At 39.1% G+C, this 18,481-nt stretch carries 9 protein-coding genes; 6 read left to right on the plus strand and 3 right to left on the minus strand.

What is annotated here, in order from left to right; all coding sequences use genetic code 11:
• The 3 genes from AC6I5C_RS16760 to AC6I5C_RS16770 all read right to left on the minus strand — a co-directional run.
• Window positions 1–1,105 (minus strand): family 43 glycosylhydrolase (locus AC6I5C_RS16760; RefSeq protein WP_497906156.1); only part of this gene is annotated, 1,105 nt, incomplete at its 3' end.
• A 315-nt stretch (window positions 1,106–1,420) separates the two neighbouring features.
• Window positions 1,421–3,829 (minus strand): glycoside hydrolase family 2 TIM barrel-domain containing protein, encoded by a 2,409-nt coding sequence (locus tag AC6I5C_RS16765; RefSeq protein WP_497906157.1) that lies wholly within the window; start codon window positions 3,827–3,829, stop codon window positions 1,421–1,423.
• A 167-nt stretch (window positions 3,830–3,996) separates the two neighbouring features.
• Window positions 3,997–8,040 (minus strand): hybrid sensor histidine kinase/response regulator transcription factor, encoded by a 4,044-nt coding sequence (locus AC6I5C_RS16770; protein WP_497906158.1) that lies wholly within the window; start codon window positions 8,038–8,040, stop codon window positions 3,997–3,999.
• A 266-nt stretch (window positions 8,041–8,306) separates the two neighbouring features.
• Between AC6I5C_RS16770 and AC6I5C_RS16775 the strand changes: the two genes are divergently transcribed.
• The 6 genes from AC6I5C_RS16775 to AC6I5C_RS16800 all read left to right on the plus strand — a co-directional run bounded on the left by AC6I5C_RS16775 (window position 8,307) and on the right by AC6I5C_RS16800 (window position 18,472).
• Window positions 8,307–8,804 carry a glycosyl hydrolase 2 galactose-binding domain-containing protein gene (locus AC6I5C_RS16775; RefSeq protein WP_497906159.1) on the plus strand — a complete coding sequence of 166 codons (498 nt, stop codon included), beginning with the start codon at window positions 8,307–8,309 and terminating at the stop codon, window positions 8,802–8,804.
• A gap of 180 nt (window positions 8,805–8,984) precedes the next feature.
• Window positions 8,985–12,218, plus strand: a complete 3,234-nt coding sequence (locus tag AC6I5C_RS16780; protein WP_497906160.1) for a SusC/RagA family TonB-linked outer membrane protein — start codon at window positions 8,985–8,987, stop codon at window positions 12,216–12,218.
• A gap of 12 nt (window positions 12,219–12,230) precedes the next feature.
• A complete protein-coding gene (locus AC6I5C_RS16785) occupies window positions 12,231–14,201 on the plus strand; it encodes a RagB/SusD family nutrient uptake outer membrane protein (protein ID WP_497906161.1) in 1,971 nt (656 codons plus the stop codon).
• A gap of 39 nt (window positions 14,202–14,240) precedes the next feature.
• Window positions 14,241–15,782 carry a PKD domain-containing protein gene (locus tag AC6I5C_RS16790; protein WP_497906162.1) on the plus strand — a complete coding sequence of 514 codons (1,542 nt, stop codon included), beginning with the start codon at window positions 14,241–14,243 and terminating at the stop codon, window positions 15,780–15,782.
• A 21-nt stretch (window positions 15,783–15,803) separates the two neighbouring features.
• Entirely contained in the window at window positions 15,804–16,871 is a 1,068-nt protein-coding gene (locus tag AC6I5C_RS16795; RefSeq protein WP_497906163.1) for a PKD domain-containing protein, read from the plus strand.
• Window positions 16,872–16,975: 104 nt separating this feature from the next.
• Window positions 16,976–18,472 carry a glycoside hydrolase family 30 protein gene (locus AC6I5C_RS16800; RefSeq protein WP_497906164.1) on the plus strand — a complete coding sequence of 499 codons (1,497 nt, stop codon included), beginning with the start codon at window positions 16,976–16,978 and terminating at the stop codon, window positions 18,470–18,472.
• The last annotated feature ends 9 nt before the right edge of the window (window positions 18,473–18,481 follow it).

The raw sequence follows: 18,481 nt of genomic DNA on the forward strand, positions 1-18,481 counted from the left end.
AATTGGCAACACCGTTGCCTTTCCCTTTAACTTTTAGGCTGTTGTCGGTAAACTGATACCTGTTGGTTTCGGATCCTTTAAAGAAACTCCATTGCGGTGCTAGTTCTGGACCTTTGAAGGTGTCACTTAACGTGAAGTTGTTTTTCAGTTTGTTTTTAAGATTCGGTAGTTTGATGGCCTTGTTAATGTCAATATGGTCAGGGATTTTGTACCAGCCATCTTTGGTCCATTCAATAGGTGTCAACATGGTTTGGCGTCCCATATTGTAAAACCCTTTTTCATAGCCATGGAACAACATATACCATTGGTCATGCCCATCTTCAAAAATAGTGGCATGCCCCATAGACCACCATTGCTCCTCAACAGATTGCGTTCTAAGGATGGGATTGTGAGGCGCATTCTCCCATGGTCCTAAAGGGGATTTGGAACGTGCGGAAATCACCATATGCCCAGTGGCAGGTCCGGCAGTACCACCTTCGGCAACGGTGAGGTAGTAATAGTCGCCACGTTTAAAGAGTTTAGGGCCTTCCATACAGAAACATTCAATACTCCATTCGCGTGGAATTTCCCAACCATCATACACATGTTTGGGCTCTCCTGTCACGGTAAGACCGTCTTTGGAAATTGGTACATAGCTGCCGCTACTGAAATAGAGGTAGCGGTTGCCTTGGTCATCCGTGATATGACCGGGGTCGATCATGGTAATTTTTAATTCTTTTGGAGTACTCCATGGTCCTTTGATATCGTCCGCTACAATTACATAGTTGGTGTCGCTTGCCGGGAAATAAATGTAATACTTGTCTTCGTATTTTACTAAATCTGGAGCCCAAACCGAACCGACATAAGTGTTCAAGGCATTGGTAACCGGTTCCCAGTTGATAAGGTCGGTTGAGTGCCAAATCAAAAGGCCTGGATAGTATTCAAAAGAAGAATGCACCATGTAAAAATCATCCCCATCCCTTAAAATACTAGGGTCTGGATAATCACCAGGAAATATAGGGTTGGTATAATGTCCTTCTTGGGTTGTTTGCTTGTAATTTTGGTTTTGCGCAGGTGCCGTAAAAGCTAGTGTGCAAAGCAAAAATGCTAAAAATAATCGTTTCATAAACTTAGGTAATAATTTGATAATGTAGGATGTGTCGTTTTTAATACGACTTATAGTCATATTGACTGTAAAGATACGATTTGTATTGCTGTGATTGGAATACTTTTTGAGCAAAGGATAATTCCTTTTTAGAATCTATTTGGTCTAGACCTCTAATTTTTAAGTGGAATTTCTGAGACAGTTTTCAGTATCACAGTTTATCTAATTCCAAGAAACATTAATGTTTCTTTTTACAATTACTTAAATAAAAAAACAAACCCCCGATTAAAAATCGGGGGACACCTGTAATAGTATGATAACACTTACAAACTAATTCTATTTTAGGTGATTTGTTTTAATTTTAATGGAGGAGGCTGTTAGGTCCTTGGAACTGACTTTTAGATTGATGGTTCCTTCATTTTGATTACTTTTAATGATAACCAAGGCTCTTCCATGAAATGCTTTTCTAGAATTGGAACTGTAAGGATCCGTATCCTTAAAATCGGCATTGGAAACCCCAATAATGGATCCTGGCCCTTCAATTTCAAAATGTAAAAGGTTATTGGCATTTGGAGATTTGATACCTGTGTCATCGGTAATTTCAACAACCACATAGGATAAATCTTCTCCGTTAGCCCTGATATCAGTTCTATCCGCTGATAATTTAATTTTTGATGCTTTTCCTGAGGTTTTTAAGTAAACAGATTCCTTTTCAACATTATTGTCAATTCCAACAGCTTTTAAAGTGCCAGTTTGATAGGGAAGTTTGAATGTTGCCTTAAACTCCGTCTCTTTACCAACGGCTTTTTCTTCAATCAACTTATCGTTAAGATAAAGTTGTACTTTTGGGTATTTTGAATAGACTTCAACCTCAATGTCTTTCCCTTCATGACCTGGCCAAGTCCAGCTTTCCCAAGTAGGCCAAACGCTCCAAAGGGTAACGTGGGTTTTTATAGGTAATTGTTCAGGTTCCTTAACCGCCATGTAGAGTTTTTCGGTTTCGTTGTACAACATGCTTCTGTAATGGGAAATAGGCTTTCTCCATCCGGTAAGATCAATATCCCCACAGTAGGCGCCATGCCAAGGAAAGAGGTCACGGTCATAGTGCTCTCCCGGAACATCTCCTGAATAATACCATCTTCCAATCCCAGATTCTCCTAAATAGTCCATGGCGGTCCACACAAAATCCCCAATAATATAAGGATTGCCTTCAACCAAATTCCAACAGAAAAAAGCATCTTTTGGATAAGATTCTGTTTGAAGAATTATGCGGGACGGTACTCTTTCATGATCGGATGTAGCTTCATGTAATTGATAGTTGTATCCGCATACATCATGTTCTGCCATTAATGGATCAAAGACATCCCATCCTTGTCCCCATGTGGTCATTGCTGAGGTTACTGGTCTAGTATTGTCTATGTCTTTTATGGCATTGACTAGCATTCTAGCTGTTTCAACAGCTTCTGGTTTGGTTCGTTCAATAATTTCGTTACCAATGCTCCACATAATAATGGACGGATGATTACGGTCTCTAAGCACCATGGCTTCAAGATCTTTTTGCCACCAATCATCAAATAAGGTTGCATAGTCATGTGGCGTTTTACTCTCTCTCCAACCATCAAAGGCTTCGTTTATAACCAAGAGCCCCAATCTATCACAGGCATTTAAAAAGGCTTCCGAAGGAATGTTATGTGCTGCTCGTACAGCATTAAAACCACTGTCTTTCAATAGTTCTACCTTTTTCTCCTCGGCACGATCATAGGCTGCAGCTCCAAGGCAGCCGTTGTCATGATGAACACAACCCCCATTTATCAAAACTTCTGTTCCGTTTAGTAAAAAGCCTTTTTCACTACTAAATTCAATGTGTCTGATTCCGAAATCTAGTGTAAATCTGTCGATAGGTTTTCCTAGTTCCAACAGGGTAAGTTCAGCAGTATATAGTTTTGGTGATTGTGGACTCCAAAGCTCTGGTCTTTTTATGGAAATCAGTTGTGAGATTTCACTTTTGCTTTCCGCATCAACTTCTACCCAAGATTCATTGGTGGCTACTTTTTTTGAATTGTCATCAAAAATTGAAGTTTGTACCAGAATCTTTCTTTTTGATTTGGAGGTATTGTTGATAGCAGTTTGTATTTGTGCCTTTGCCTTTTTTGAAGTGATTTCTGGTGTTGTGATATTAACTCCCCAAAGGTCAATGTGAATTGGTTCAGTTACAGTTAGCCATACATTACGATAAATGCCAGATCCCGTATACCAGCGACTGTTTTTTTGTTGGGAGTTGTCTACTTTTACCGCTATGGTATTCTTTTGGCCAACCTTTATATAAGGGCTTAAATCGTATTGAAAAGGCGTGTAGCCGTAAGGTTGAATACCAAGAGATTTTCCGTTGATAAATACTTCTGCATTCATATAAACACCTTCAAAATAGATGCCTATTTTTTTTTCGTTCCAATTCTTTGGAACCATAAAACTCTTACGGTACCATCCTGTTCCAGTAGGAAAGTATCCACCGTCATTACCAGAAGGGTTGGAAGAGTCCACAGTGCCTTCAATACTCCAATCGTGAGGTACATTTAAGGTTCGCCAATGGGCATCATCAAAATTGGTTTGGGATGCCTCTGGTGTGTCCCCTAAATTGAATTTCCAATCAAAATTAAAATTCTGTTTGCGTAAAAAATCAATACTCTGAGCAAATGCATTAGTGGTACTAATGATTACAATAAATAGGAATGAGAATAACTTCATTATTTAATGATAGGTTTTGAAATCAAATTTTATGATTGCAATTTCCTATTTATTAAATAAAAACTCGGCCTCATTCTAGGCGAAAAAAGTCCCAAATTCGTCTTTAGTTATCCTGTAAGTTGTGATGAATGCGTCTTATGTGGTTTTATTTCAGGTGTTTGCTTGTTTTAGCTTTCTTTTAATTTTTGAAGATAATCACTAGGGTTTACTCCAAACTCTTCTTTGAAACATTGCCTAAAATAACTACTACTGTTAATGCCTACTTGGTACATGATTTCTGAAATATTGTATTGACCTGTAATTAAAAGCTGTTCGGCATAATTGATACGCACTTTTCTAATAAATTCATTAGCCGTTAGGTTGGTTAGAGCTTTTATTTTTCTGTAAAGGGTAGAGTGACTCATGTTTAGTTGCGCCGCCACATAGGAGATGTTCATTTTCTCGTCCTCTAGGTTTTCTTCAATAACATCGGTTAGTTTTTTTAAAAATTCTTTGTCAAGCTCCCCAATAGATTCATTTAAAAGCTCCTGTTTTTGTTTGAATTCCGATGAATTGGACAAGGAGTGTTTCTGTCTTATATCAAGAATATTTTTTAGTCTACTTTTTAAAAGGTTGCTGCTAAAAGGCTTAGTTAAATAAGAATCAATTCCCATATCATACCCAACTTTTTGGTCATGTAGAGAGCCTTTTGCCGTTAAAAGAACGATTGGAATATGGCTGGTGCGCACATCCTGTTTTAATTGTTTGCACATTTCCAAACCATTCATGATTGGCATCATGATATCACTAATAATAATATCAGGAATTTCCTTTGAGGCCATATCAAAACCAGCCTTGCCATTTTCGGCAGAGACCACATTGTAAATATCGCCCAGCGAATCGGAAATATAGTCCACTATTTCAGGGTCATCATCTACGACCAAAATCACGTTTTTAGAGTTTTCTTCCATTTCTTCTATCTGGTTTTCCTCCGGATAGTAATGAACCGCTTCGGGATAGCTGTTATTGGTAAGGAATTTTACTTTAAACTCGGTTCCTTTGTTTAGCTCGCTATCTACGGTAATTTCAGCTTCATGGAGTTCAACCATATTTTTAACAAGCGCAAGGCCTATTCCTGTCCCTTTTACTGGGTGAGAGGTGTTTTTGGCTTGAAAATAGCGGTCAAAGATGTATGGTAAATTGTCGTCGGAAATCCCATACCCTGTATCGGAGACGATGATTTTGGTATATTCTATATTGTCTTCAAGACATTGTCTTAATTCTAGAGTTATGGAGCCTTCACGTGTGTATTTGAAAGCATTGGACAAGAGGTTGTCGGTGATAATGGCAACCACATCAGGATCAAAAAAGATCTCTGTTTTATCTTCCGGTATGATAATGCTGTAGTCAATACCATTGCTCTTGGCCCGTTCTTTATATTTGTCGCCTATTTCGTAGACATATTTGGCAAGGTCATCTTTTATAACACTCAGTTTGCGGCTTTTGTTTTCAGACTTTCGAAATTCCAATATTTGGTTCACTATGCGCAACAATCTGCTTGAAATGCGCTGAATCATGTGCAGTTTCTTGGATTGTTCTGGGGTAAACGATCCTTCAGAAATGAGGTCTTCCAAAGGTCCCAAAATTAAGGTCATTGGGCTGCGCAGTTCATGGGTAATATTGGTGAAGAATCTTAGCTTTTCTTCATTTAAATCCTGCTCTTGCTGGCGGCTCTTTTTTTCCAAAAGTAGATCGTTTTCAATCTTAAGCTTCTTTTTATAGAATTTCAGAGCGAAATAGAACATGGTCAAGATGATAATGGAATAAATCAATTTCATCCACCAAGTCAGCCAGATAGGAGGGGTTATTTTTATGGTTAGGGGTTTTGTTTCCTCAGACCACGCATTATTTTGAATTCTAGTTTTTAGGTTGAAGGTGTAATTGCCGGGTTTTAGATTTCGGAAGGTGACATCTTTGTCGTCATCCAAAAACCAATTGTCATTGAGCCCTTTCATTTGATAGGCAAATTCTACTTTGTTTGAAAGGGAATAATCCAGGACATTAAAAGTAATTTGAATGGAATTTTGATTGTGATTTAATTCAATACCATTATCGAAGGGGATGTCGGAGAATTCATTTAAATAGTTTTTGTTGCTGGATACCGAAAATTTGGTGATGGAAGCATTGGCAGTAGGCGTGGTTAATTGCTGCATGTTTTGGTCAAACCACGTAATGCCATCTTGGGATCCAAAATATATTTTACCATCGGAAGTTTTGGCTACGGCAGCATTTAAATAGTCTCCAGGAACAATACCGTCACTAATATCAAAATTACTGATGTGCATCGTGTTTAAGTCAATTTTGCTAATACCATTAATGGTGCTCAGCCAAATTTCTTCATCGGTGGCGCCTTTGGAAATGGCTCGAATATTGGACTCTTTGAGTCCGGACATTTCACCAACTCTTAATACAGAATCCCGGGCTTTATCTTTAATTAAAAAAAGATCGTTTTCACTGCCTATCCATATCCTGTTGTTGGGGTCTTTGTATATGTGGTTAATTCTATTGAAATTATAAGTCTTGCCATAATTCTTTATGAGTTTGAAATCCGGATCAAAAACGGAAAGGCCTCCTATATAGGTCCCTACCCATAGATTGCCATCTTCATCCTCTGTAATTGCTCTAATAATATTATCCGGTAGGCTAGAGTTTTGGAATGTGTATGCTTTGCATTCCATTGAGTGAGGATTGTAAACCCACAGCCCGATATCTGTGGCAATCCATAAATTACCTTTAGAATCCTCAAATAGGTTGTAAACAGCATTGTTTTTGAGATCGGAAAAAGCATCCATTACATAAAAGGTTTCCTTTTCTATGTCATAATAAAAAATGTCTCCTTTAGAGGTACCTATCCAAATGCCATTTTGTTTAGAGGTTGCGAGACTCCGGAAAGATTGTTGGTATGGAATGTTTGGGATGTTGTCAATTTGCTTGATTTTGGTGCCGTTATCATAAAGGGCAATACCTCCCACGCCATTGGCAATCCAAACATGGTTGTTCTTGTCTACGCATATACTATGTACTGGTTTGTCATTAAGGCTGTTGGTGTTGCCAATATAGGGCAAATATTTTATTTTGTTAAAATTGCTTGGAGTACTGGGGATAAAGTTGACACCACCACCAAGTCCACCAGCCCAGATATTTCCAAAGGAATCTTGAAATACTGCGTGTACAGAGGGACTAACTAAGCCACTTGGAGTTTCATTTGACGTAATGTGTTGGAAAACTACTGAGGATACATCATTATTGGCATTTAAATCGGTTAAGTCCAATATGTTTAAGCCTCCTTCCTCTGTACCTATGTAGAGTTTATGGTCAAAGGATTCAAACATTTTTTGAATAAAGTTGTTGGATAGGGAAGTGGGCTTTTTGGGGTCGTTCCTAAAAGTGACCATGCGCTCACTAATAGGGTTGAAAAGGGTCAGACCATTATGGGTGCCTAGCCAGATCCTACCTTTTGAATCTTTTAAAATACTGGTTACCGTATTATCTGCCAAGGAGGACGGATCGCCTGTTTTATGCCTGTAATTGATGGCTGTATTGGTTTTTGAGTTGATTATACTAAACCCTTCCCTTACATGGCCCACATAAATTTTTTCATCAGTATCGTAAAGCACGCTCCAGTTATAGTTGGAACCTAAACCGGGAGTGTTTGAAATATTAAAATTTGTGAATGTATTGGATGTCCTGTCCAAAACATCTATTCCAGCATCATAATTGGCAAACCACAAATTTCCGTTTTTATCGCCATCAATATCTGTAATTCCATTAGAACTCAGGTCGTTGGTGTTTGGGTTTACATAATCATGTTCATAATGAGTGAAAACATGCGTTTTGTAATTATAGGCATCCACACCATTTTTCTCGGAAGCAATCCAAACCACATCGTCAAATTTATCGGCATACACATAATTTAAAACATTGCTGCAAATGGTATTGGGATCGGATTCATTCGCTTTAAATACCTTAAAGGTGTTGGCGTCAAATCGGTTAAGGCCATCTTTAGTGCATATCCATATAAAACCCTCATTGTCCTGAGTAATACCAATGACATTACTGTTTGATAAGCCTTCTTCAATTCCAATTTTTTTAATTTCTGTGACCTGGGCAATTGCAGTGAATCCTAATAAAGAAAGTATGATTAAGAGTAGTTGCCTTTTGAATAGTGTCATAAAACTTTTATGTTGTTTGCTCCCCCGTAAAAATAACTAAAATCTCATAAGCTCCTTCTTCAATTTCTTACAGATTCTTGGGTTGACCGATTTCTGATGGCTGAATGACGAGTCTCTATAGCATGTCGTCAGGACCATCTCGCTAGCTTTATGCAAGGAGTTTTTACCTCTTGATATTGCGTTTCATTTATAACATTTTGGATTGTTTTCATCCATTGATTTTACCTCTAGAAATGTCGTGTAAAGTAGTTTTTAAAATATCATTTATGCTCTTGCTTGTTATTTGTTTCAACTGTAACAACAGTCAAGAAACAACAAGTAAAAAGCAGTTGTTTGATCTTAATTGGAAGTTCAGTTTCGGGTATAACAAGTTTGCTTCTGGTATTGACTTTAGTGATCAGGGGTGGGAAAGTATTGACTTGCCGCATGTTTGGACTATGGAAGCTGGTTCCTTATTTAAGAAGGGGAGTGGGAACACTGAGATTGTAGGTTGGTATAGGAAACACTTTAAAATGCCTGAAAATTGGATTGGCAAGGATGTGATTATTGAATTTGAAGGTATAAGCAAGGGGGCCGATATTTTTATTAATGGTGTTCAAGTAAATGAATCCTCTGGCAAATCCCATTCATTTCAATTGAAATCATATCTGGACTATGAGGACGAAAATGTGATTGCAGTTAAGGTGTCGCAATCCATTGAGAAAACTAGTTCAAAAGATGTGAAAATTGGAATTTATGACCATGTATGGCTGATAGTAAAATAACTGAAATAGAGTGACTTGAAGAGGGGGAGTGAGAATGAGACGCATTTTGATGAAATATAGATTATTTGATTAATTCATAAAAAATACATTAGCATAATGATAAATGCACATTTTTTTAAATGTAAATGTGTTCATATTTAAATAAATAACAATTTACTAATTCTAAGACTTACTAACATTATGAATGAAAAACGTTGTTTTAATGGTTTGAGCCCTTGTTTTGAAACGAAATTAAAAACAAGCAAATCAAAAATGATTTTGGTGTTGATGCTCTTTTGTGGACTATTGGCATCGGCGCAACAAAAAACTATCACGGGGAATGTGGTAGATGAACAGAGTATGCCTTTACCAGGTGTAAATATTATCGTTAAAGGTACTACCAACGGAGTGACTACCGATTTTAATGGAGACTATTCTATTGCTGATATTTCAGAAGGTGATGTGCTACAGTTTTCTTATATCGGTATGAAAACTCAGGAGGTTAAGGTAGGTGCCAAAACAAAAATTGACGTGGTCATGCTTACTGATGTCGCATCTCTTAGCGAAATCGTTGTAGTTGGATATGGTACTCAGAAAAAGGAAAATTTAACTGGAGCAGTGGGGGTTGTTGATTCAGAAAAATTGGAATCTAGGCCAGTTCAAAATGCAACCCAAATGCTTCAGGGTACGGCTGCCGGATTGAATATTGCCCAAACAGGAGGGGCCTTGAATGAAAGTCCAACTATAAATATTCGTGGTACGGCTACCATTGGGCAAGGCTCTACAGGAGCACCTTTGGTTTTGATAGATGGTATGGAGGGAGATCTTAACGCTTTAAACCCTCAAGATATCGAAAACATATCGGTGTTAAAGGATGCCGCGGCTTCATCTATTTATGGATCAAGAGCGCCTTTTGGGGTAATCTTGGTGACTACAAAAAGAGGTAGGGAAGGAAAGTTAAGTGTATCGTATAACAACAATTTCCGTTGGAATACGCCAATCAATGTTCCTGAAATGATGGATTCATACACGTTTGCTCTCTATTTTAATGATGCTAATATTAACGGTGGTCAGGCACCATTTTTTACCGATGAAAGATTACAGGCCATTCTTAATTACCAAAATGGATTGACCAATGATGAAATCGTTCAAAATCCAAGTAATCCTCAATATTGGGCAGATGGCTATGGTTTTGGTCAGGCCAATAACGATTGGTATGATGTGATTTATAAAGACCACTCTTTTTCAAAGGAGCATAATGTTAGTGTAAGTGGAGGTAGTGAAAATATTCAATACTATGGTTCTGGAAATTTTTTGGGACAGGATGGTCTTATGGAATTTAATACAGATACCTTTAAAAGATATACCACAACTGCCAATATCAAAGCAAAGTTGTCAGACTGGGCTTCGGTAAGCGTGAGTAACCGTTTTATCCGTGAAGATTTTAAAAGACCTTCAGCCTTAACAGATGGATTGTTTGAAACCCTTGCAAGGCAGGGATGGCCAATGCTCCCGGTTTATGATCCAAATGGATACCTACTATCATCTCCATCACCAGCTTTAGGATTAAGAGATGGCGGAGAAGATAAAACCCAAAATGATTGGTTATACCAGCAAGGGCAGGTGATTTTGGAACCTGTTAAGGATTGGACTGTTACAGGTACTTTAAACTATCGAACAAGAAATGAGTTCCGTCATTGGGATACTCAAAAAACTTATAACCACGATGTAGATGGTAATCCTGTACCATATGGTAATTTTAGTCAGGTACACGAGCAGGGTTTTAAGGAAAACTACCTTAATACTAGTCTTATTACGGAATATGAAAGGGAAGTAGGAGAAGGCCATAATTTCAAGGTGTTGTTTGGATATCAATCTGAGTTGAACAAAACACGCTTTTTATCAGCGGAAAGAGATGGGATAATTGTAGCATCTTTGCCAACAATCAATACCACTTCAGGAACCGATTTTAATGGTGAAATTGTTCCTCCAGGGGTTGCCGGAGATTATAACCACTGGGCTACTGAGGGTGTTTTTGGACGTCTAAATTACAATTATAAAGAACGTTATTTAATTGAAGGGAATTTACGTTATGATGGAACCTCGAGATTCCGATCAGACAAGCGTTGGAACTGGTTCCCTTCTGTTTCTGCAGGATGGAATGTGGCAAAAGAGCCTTTTTGGGAGCCATTGACCGATGTAGTAGGGACTTTTAAATTTAGAGGGTCCTATGGTGAATTGGGAAATCAAAATACCAGTAATTTGTACCCTACCTACCAAACGATGCCAGTTGGAACATCCAATGGAGGCTGGTTGGTAAATGGAGCACAGCCAAATACAAGTTCAGCACCAGGCCTGGTGAGTGAAACATTGACTTGGGAGCGTATCAAGAGTTGGAACGTTGGTTTGGATTTAGCATTGTTCAATAACAGACTTTCTGCTTCTTTTGATTATTACAATCGTTATACCCTAGATATGGTAGGTCCAGCACCGGAGTTGCCTGTTGTATTGGGAGCTTTTGTACCAAGTGTTAATAATACCGATTTAAAAACGTACGGATTTGAATTAGCCTTAAGCTGGAGAGATCGCTTTGATAATGGCTTAGGCTATAGTGTTGATTTCCTATTATCAGATTCGCAAACCAAAATTACACGCTATCCTAACCCTACAGGAAATTTAGATACGTATGTGGAAGGACGCATGTTGGGTGAAATTTGGGGATATGAAACAGTTGGTATTGCAAGATATGCTGGAGAAATGGAAGCGCACTTGGCTTCACTCCCAAATGGAGGCCAAGATGCTTTGGGTAGCCAATGGGATCAAGGGGATATCATGTACCGTGACTTGAACGGTGATGGAAGAATAGACTCGGGAGCTTATACGGAAGGGGATCATGGAGACCTTAAGGTTATAGGTAATAATACAGCGCGTTTCCCTATGTCTGTAGATATCAATTTGGATTATAAAGGATTCGATTTCAGAGCCTTTTTCCAAGGAGTCCTAAAGCGGGACTATTATGTAAACAGTTACTATTTCTGGGGTGCCTGGGACTGGGGTGTTTGGTGGTCTACCGGTTTGGAAGAGCATAAAGATTACTATCGTGCAGATCCTAATCACCCACTAGGTCAAAATTTGGACTCCTATTATCCACGTCCTCTATTTGGAAATAACAAAAACCATCATGCGCAAACAGGCTATTTACAAGATGCTTCTTATGTGCGCCTAAAGAACCTTCAGTTTGGATATAGTTTGCCAAATGAAGTAATTGATAAACTCGGATTGCAAAAAATGCGTTTTTACATATCTGGTGAAAACCTTTGGACATGGACCAAAATGACCGGGATTTTTGATCCAGAAACAATTGGAACCAAATGGACAGGAAACAACTATCCGTTGTACAGAACCATTTCTTATGGTTTAAGCATTAATTTTTAAAATCGACAAGAAATGAAAACACACTATAAAATAATAGCAGTATTTATTTTGGCAGGTACATTTTTCTTCACTTCCTGTGAAGACGATTTCCTGGATAGAGAACCTCTTTCAGAAATCACGCCAGACCAATACTTATGGGATGAAGCAGAGCTTGCTTCCTATGCAATTGAACGATATGGAACCTTGCCTACACACGGACAATGGTCTTTTGGAACCTTTGGTATAGATGTCCATACCGATAATATGGCCACCTTTGGTTATGACAATAAATATGCGCCAGGACAATGGCGTGTAGGTCAATCTGGTGGGGATTGGGATTTTTGGAATATACGTCAATGCAACTATTTCCTAGAAACCGTAATCCCACGCTGGGAAGCAGGTGAAATTACGGGAAGCCCTCAAAATGTAGACCATTATATAGGAGAGATTTATTTCTTCAGAGCCTATGAATACTTTAAAAGAGTACAGGCGCTTGGTGATTTTCCTATAGTAGAAACTACCCTTCCAGATGATTGGGAAACTTTAACGGAAGCTAGTAATAGAGCGCCAAGAACAGAAGTGGTAAGGTTTATCCTTTCGGACCTTGATGAAGCAATCAATTTGTTGGCGGCCGGTTCACCTGATGGGGCTAAAAACAGAATTAACAAAGCTTGTGCTCAATTGCTGAAATCCAGAGTGGCGTTGTATGAGGCTACTTGGTTGAAATATTTCAACAATACGGCCTTTGTGCCAAACGGACCAGGATGGCCTGGAGCAGATTACAATCCAGGCTACCAATTTCAAGCAGGCAGTATTGAGGGGGAAATCGATTGGTTGTTTGATCAATCTATGGAAGCCTCTGCAGCCGTGGCAAATAATTATGGACTAACGCCAAATAATGGTGTGCTTCAGCAATCGGTTAGTGATGCCAACAATCCATACTTTGATATGTTTAGTGCTGTGGATATGTCTGGTTTTAATGAGGTGTTGTTATGGAGACGTTATGATGGAGGACTCGGGATAACACATAACGTACCTGTGTATGCCCAATTGGGTAATAATGGGGTGGGTTTAACCAGAGGTTTGGTGGAGAGTTTTGTTATGGAGGATGGATTGCCTATCTATGCGGCATCCAATTACCAAGGAGATGATTATGTTTCAGATGTAAGACAAAATAGAGATGGCAGACTATGGTTGTTTTTAAAAGAACCAGATCAAGTAAATGTTTTATATGAATCTACTGTAGGAACCCATGCTACACCAATAGAGCCAATCCCTAACATTACCAATACCAATCTTGAACAAGGTTATAGTACGGGCTATGCTATCCGAAAGGGCTTGAATTATGATGCAGCCCAATGTGCCAATGGTGGTGGATATACTGGGGCTATTGTGTTTAGAGCGACAGAGGCTTACCTGAATTATATTGAAGCTTGCTATGAAAAGAATGGAAGCTTAGATGGTACGGCAAGTTCTTACTGGATGGCTATTAGAAGTCGTGCAGGAGTAAATACCGATTATCAAGTAACCATTGCAAATACACAAATGAGTTTGGAAGCCCAAAATGATTGGGGGGCTTATTCTGCAGGACAATTGATAGATCCTACGCTTTACAATATCAGACGGGAAAGACGATGTGAATTGATGGCTGAAGGACTTCGTTGGATGGATTTAAAGCGTTGGAGAGCTATGGATCAAATGATTGATGAACCATACCATATTGAAGGCTTTAAACTTTGGGGGCCAATGCAGGATTGGTATAGCGCTTCTAGTTTAACTTATGGAACGCCTTCGGCTCGCGTGTCTTCTCCATCGTTGAGTGATTATTTGAGACCTTATGAAAAAACTGGGAATGAATTAGTGTATGATGGTTATAGATGGACTATGGCGCATTACTTAAACCCTATAGCGGCAGAGCATTTTCTTATAACGGGAGGTTCGAGTTCTCCGATTTATCAAAATCCAGGGTGGTCTACCTCTGCCAATTCAGCTCCTTCGGAGTAATGAAGATTAACTTGTTTTTCAACTAATAAAAGAAAAGAGATGAAATATTTATTTAGATATAGATTGCTATTGATGCCCTTGCTTCTTGTGCTCTTTTATGCTTGTGATGAAGATGACGAAGCCCTTAATGTCATCAATCCGAAAGCAGAGTTCACTTATGTGGTTAGTACCAACAATCCGTTGGAGGTTAAGTTTACCAGTGTTGTTACTGATAGAAAATCGATTCAATGGGATTTTGGTGATGGTACTTCGGAAACTATTTACCATCCAACCCACACATATGTGGAAGCAGGAACATATACCGTAACATTAACAGCTTATGGGCAGGAAGGGTCTACTCCAGCTGTATTTGAGGAGACCATTACACTTGAAATACTGGATCCTACAGCGACGTTTAGTTATTCAACAAATATTGATAACCCTTTAGAGTTTAGTTTTACTAGCAATACCACTTATGCTACCGGTTTTTCTTGGGATTTTGGAGACGGACAATCTTCAACCGAAGCAAACCCAGGCCATACCTATGCTGCAGAAGGTCCTTATACAGTAACTTTAACAGTTACTGGATTTCAGGGAACTACCCCAGCGGTCGTTTCAGAAACAGTTTATGCGGGAGGAAGTCCTTTTGACGCCGGTCTGATAGATATGGCTAATTGGACGGTGCAAGAAGTGTCGCCAGGCGTAACGGTTAGTATCAGTTCAAATTCCATTAATTTCCAAGGTGTAGGAGGTTGGGCCGGATCTCATATTTATCAAGAGGTGACGGTAGAGGCAGGTACCTATCTGTTAAGTGGCTCCATTACCGTTAATTCTGTTATTGACGAAACTTGGTCAGAGTTGATTTTTAGTGACCAACAACCTCAGCCAGGGCAAGACTTTGTGCCGGGAATTCCTTATCAAGTGGTTTATAGTACCTGGAATGGTAGCCCAACAGAACCTGGGACTTATGATTTGGCTGAGGCAAATGCAGGAGGGGAATATCCTGTTGATGGACTGTATACTTTCGATGCACCAGAGACCTTTTATATCGTCATAAAAAGTGGTTCCAATCAACCCTATGATTTAACATGGAATGAATTATCCTTTAAAAAAGTAGTGGATACGGGCCTTATTGATATGGCCAACTGGACGGTTCAGGAAGTAGCACCAGGAGTTTCGGTGGATATCATGGACGGATTGACCGAAACGGCTATCAATTTCCAAGGGATTGGAGGTTGGGCAGGATCCCATATTTATCAAGAAGTTACAGTAGAGCCAGGAAGCTATCAGTTAAGTGGCTCCATCACTGTAAACTCTGTAATCGATGAAACTTGGTCTGAACTTATTTTCAGTACGGCACAGCCTCAGGAAGGTCAGGATTTTGCTCCGGGAATTCCATATCAGGTAGTGTATAGTACATGGAATGGCAGTCCAACGGATCCTGGAACATACGATTTGGGCCAAGCCAATGCCGGAGGTGAATATCCTATAGATGGGATTTACACTTTTGATATGGCAGAGACTTTTTATATCGTGATAAAAAGTGGATCTAATCAGCCCTATGATTTGACTTGGAATAACTTGTCATTTGTACAGTTGTAGAAACCAATTAATAAAGAAAACATGATGAAACAAATATTAAAACACATAAAACTACTTGGGGTATTGGGGGTAATGAGCCTATTGATAGTATCCTGTAGTGATGATGAGCAGTCAGTGTACCAACCTGAAGCAGATTTTAGTTACGAAGCTAATGATTTGGAAGTGGCATTTACGAGTGCTACCAATTACGCGGTGTCTTTGGAATGGGATTTTGGAGATGGAGCAAGCTCAAATGAGGTAAATCCAACTCATATTTACGCGGAAGTAGGCGATTATACAGTGACTCTTACGGCTACAGGAGAAGTTGGTGCAGATCCGGCCATAGCTTCTAAAACCATTTCTGTAGTTCAAATTAATCCTATTGCCAATTTTACTTTTGAAGTAGAAGATTTAACGGTATCATTTACCAACGCTTCGGAATTGGCAGTGTCTTCTGAATGGGATTTTGGAGATGGAGCAACTTCAAATGAAGAAAATACAGTTCATACCTATGCTGAGCCAGGTGAATATAGCGTTACTTTAACAGTGTCAGGAATAGAAGGCTCTGTTCCTTCCTCAATAACTATGAATGTAGCTGTAGGTGTATCAGTCTTTGAGCCAATAGCCTTAGAAAATGCAGATTTCAGCTTGCCTGGAACGGGTCGAGTGGTGAATTGGGCCGATGTGCCTGGATGGAGTAGTGATGCCGCTACTGTTGATTCGGGTGTTGAAGAAGGCGGTTGGTGGATGCCTGCAGATGATAATGATTATGCAGGGGTGATATTTACGGGAGACACAACACCTTTTAAGTTGACGGATCATTTTATTGCTGCTGAAGAGGAATTCAAAATAAATATGAAAGCATTTGACGTTTGGAACACTCCTAATTTCACGGTTACTCTTTATTACAATAATGGCGATGGAGTAAGAACCTCAATGGAAACCCAGGCATTTAGTCTTGTTTCAAGTGAGTGGAATTTTATAGAATTTACCACTGTGGCGCCGGCCGAAGCAGATGGCGCTAGGTTGGGTATTGAAATTGATACAGATTCCAGTGATGGTGGAGATGGCTGGGCAGGTTTTGATGATGTGCAATTGTTTGTTAAATAATAATTAAGGTTGGTTGTTTAAATGCGCATTCTAGCTCATTAGTTTGCGCATTTTTTTAATCAAAATGTCAGCTTTAATGAGACTGATGATTTTAACTGAGAGAAATGATACTTAATATTTTTAAACTTAAACATTTCAAGGTTTTTAGTACTTCATGTGTGCTTCTGATGAATATTTATGTCTATGGACAGAAGGTAACCTGGACTTCTAGTACAGAGGGAGCTATTTGGAAAGAAACAAGGGTGAAACTTGATAAAAAGGCACAAAATGCTCCGCAATTAAAGTCGGTTGAGGAAGATAGTATCACAACTTTTAAAGCATGGGGAACTTGTTTTAATGAACGAGGTTGGGATGCATTGAATTTGTTGACAGAACAAAAACAGAAAACCATTTTGAGCCAATTGTTTGGTCCGAATGATGATTTGAAATTTACCATGGGGCGCTTTTCCATGAATGCCAATGACTATGCCAGGGATTGGTATAGCTGTGATGAGGTGAGTGGCGATTTTCAACTTCAGTATTTCAATATAGATAGGGATAAAACAACTTTGATTCCGTTTATCAAGGCGGCACAAGAATTCAATCCAGACCTTACATTTTGGATATCTCCTTGGTCACCGCCTTCATGGATGAAAATTAACCATTACTATTCGGTAGTGAGCAATTCAGAATTTAATGAATTGGATCCCAAATTGGATGCATTGCTTTTTGAAGGTCAGGAAACTACTTATGATAACCTGTTTCCAAAGAAATTGGCCGTCAACGATTATTTCATTCAGGATCCAAGGTACCTAAGCACCTACGCCAATTACTTCTGCAAATTTATTTCGGCTTATCAGGAAGAAGGTATTCCAATTAATATGGTTATGTTTCAAAATGAGGCTTGGAGTTACACGCCTTATCCCGGATGTGCTTGGACGCCTGAGGGAATTATTCGTTTTAATGCAGAATACTTAGCTCCTGCACTTAAAGAGCAGCATCGGGAGGTCGAGATTTACTTGGGGACCATTAACACAAACCATTTTGAGGTGATTGATGAGGTCCTTTCAGATCCTCGCATGCCTGAAACCATTAAAGGTTTGGGCTTTCAATGGGAAGGTGGTCAAATAATGCCGAAGCTTAGAGAGAAATACCCCGATTATAAATATGTGCAGACCGAAAGTGAATGTGGTTGGGGGTCTTTTGATTGGGGAGCTGCCGAGCACACATTCAATTTAATCAATCATTATTTGGGAAATGGATGTGAAGAATACACCTTTTGGAATGCCATTTTAGCCGATGATGGCGTGAGCGGTTGGGGCTGGAAGCAAAATGCGTTGATTCGTGTAGATTCCAAAACCAAAACAGCTACCTATACCCCCGAGTATTATGCTGTGAAGCATTATTCACATTATATATCTCCGGGAAGTAAAATCATTTCAGCTAAAGAAGGTAAGGATGATAAATTACCAATAATGATTATTGAAACTCCAGAACAAGGAAAGGTGGTGTTTGCAGGGAATTTTAATGAGGTAAATAAGGAGGTCACTGTAGAAATAGGAGGACGTTTTTTAAATGCCACATTACTTCCGCATTCGATGAATACATTTCAAGTAAATTAAAAAAAAAAC

The organism is Mangrovimonas sp. sgz306409 (assembly GCF_059735265.1).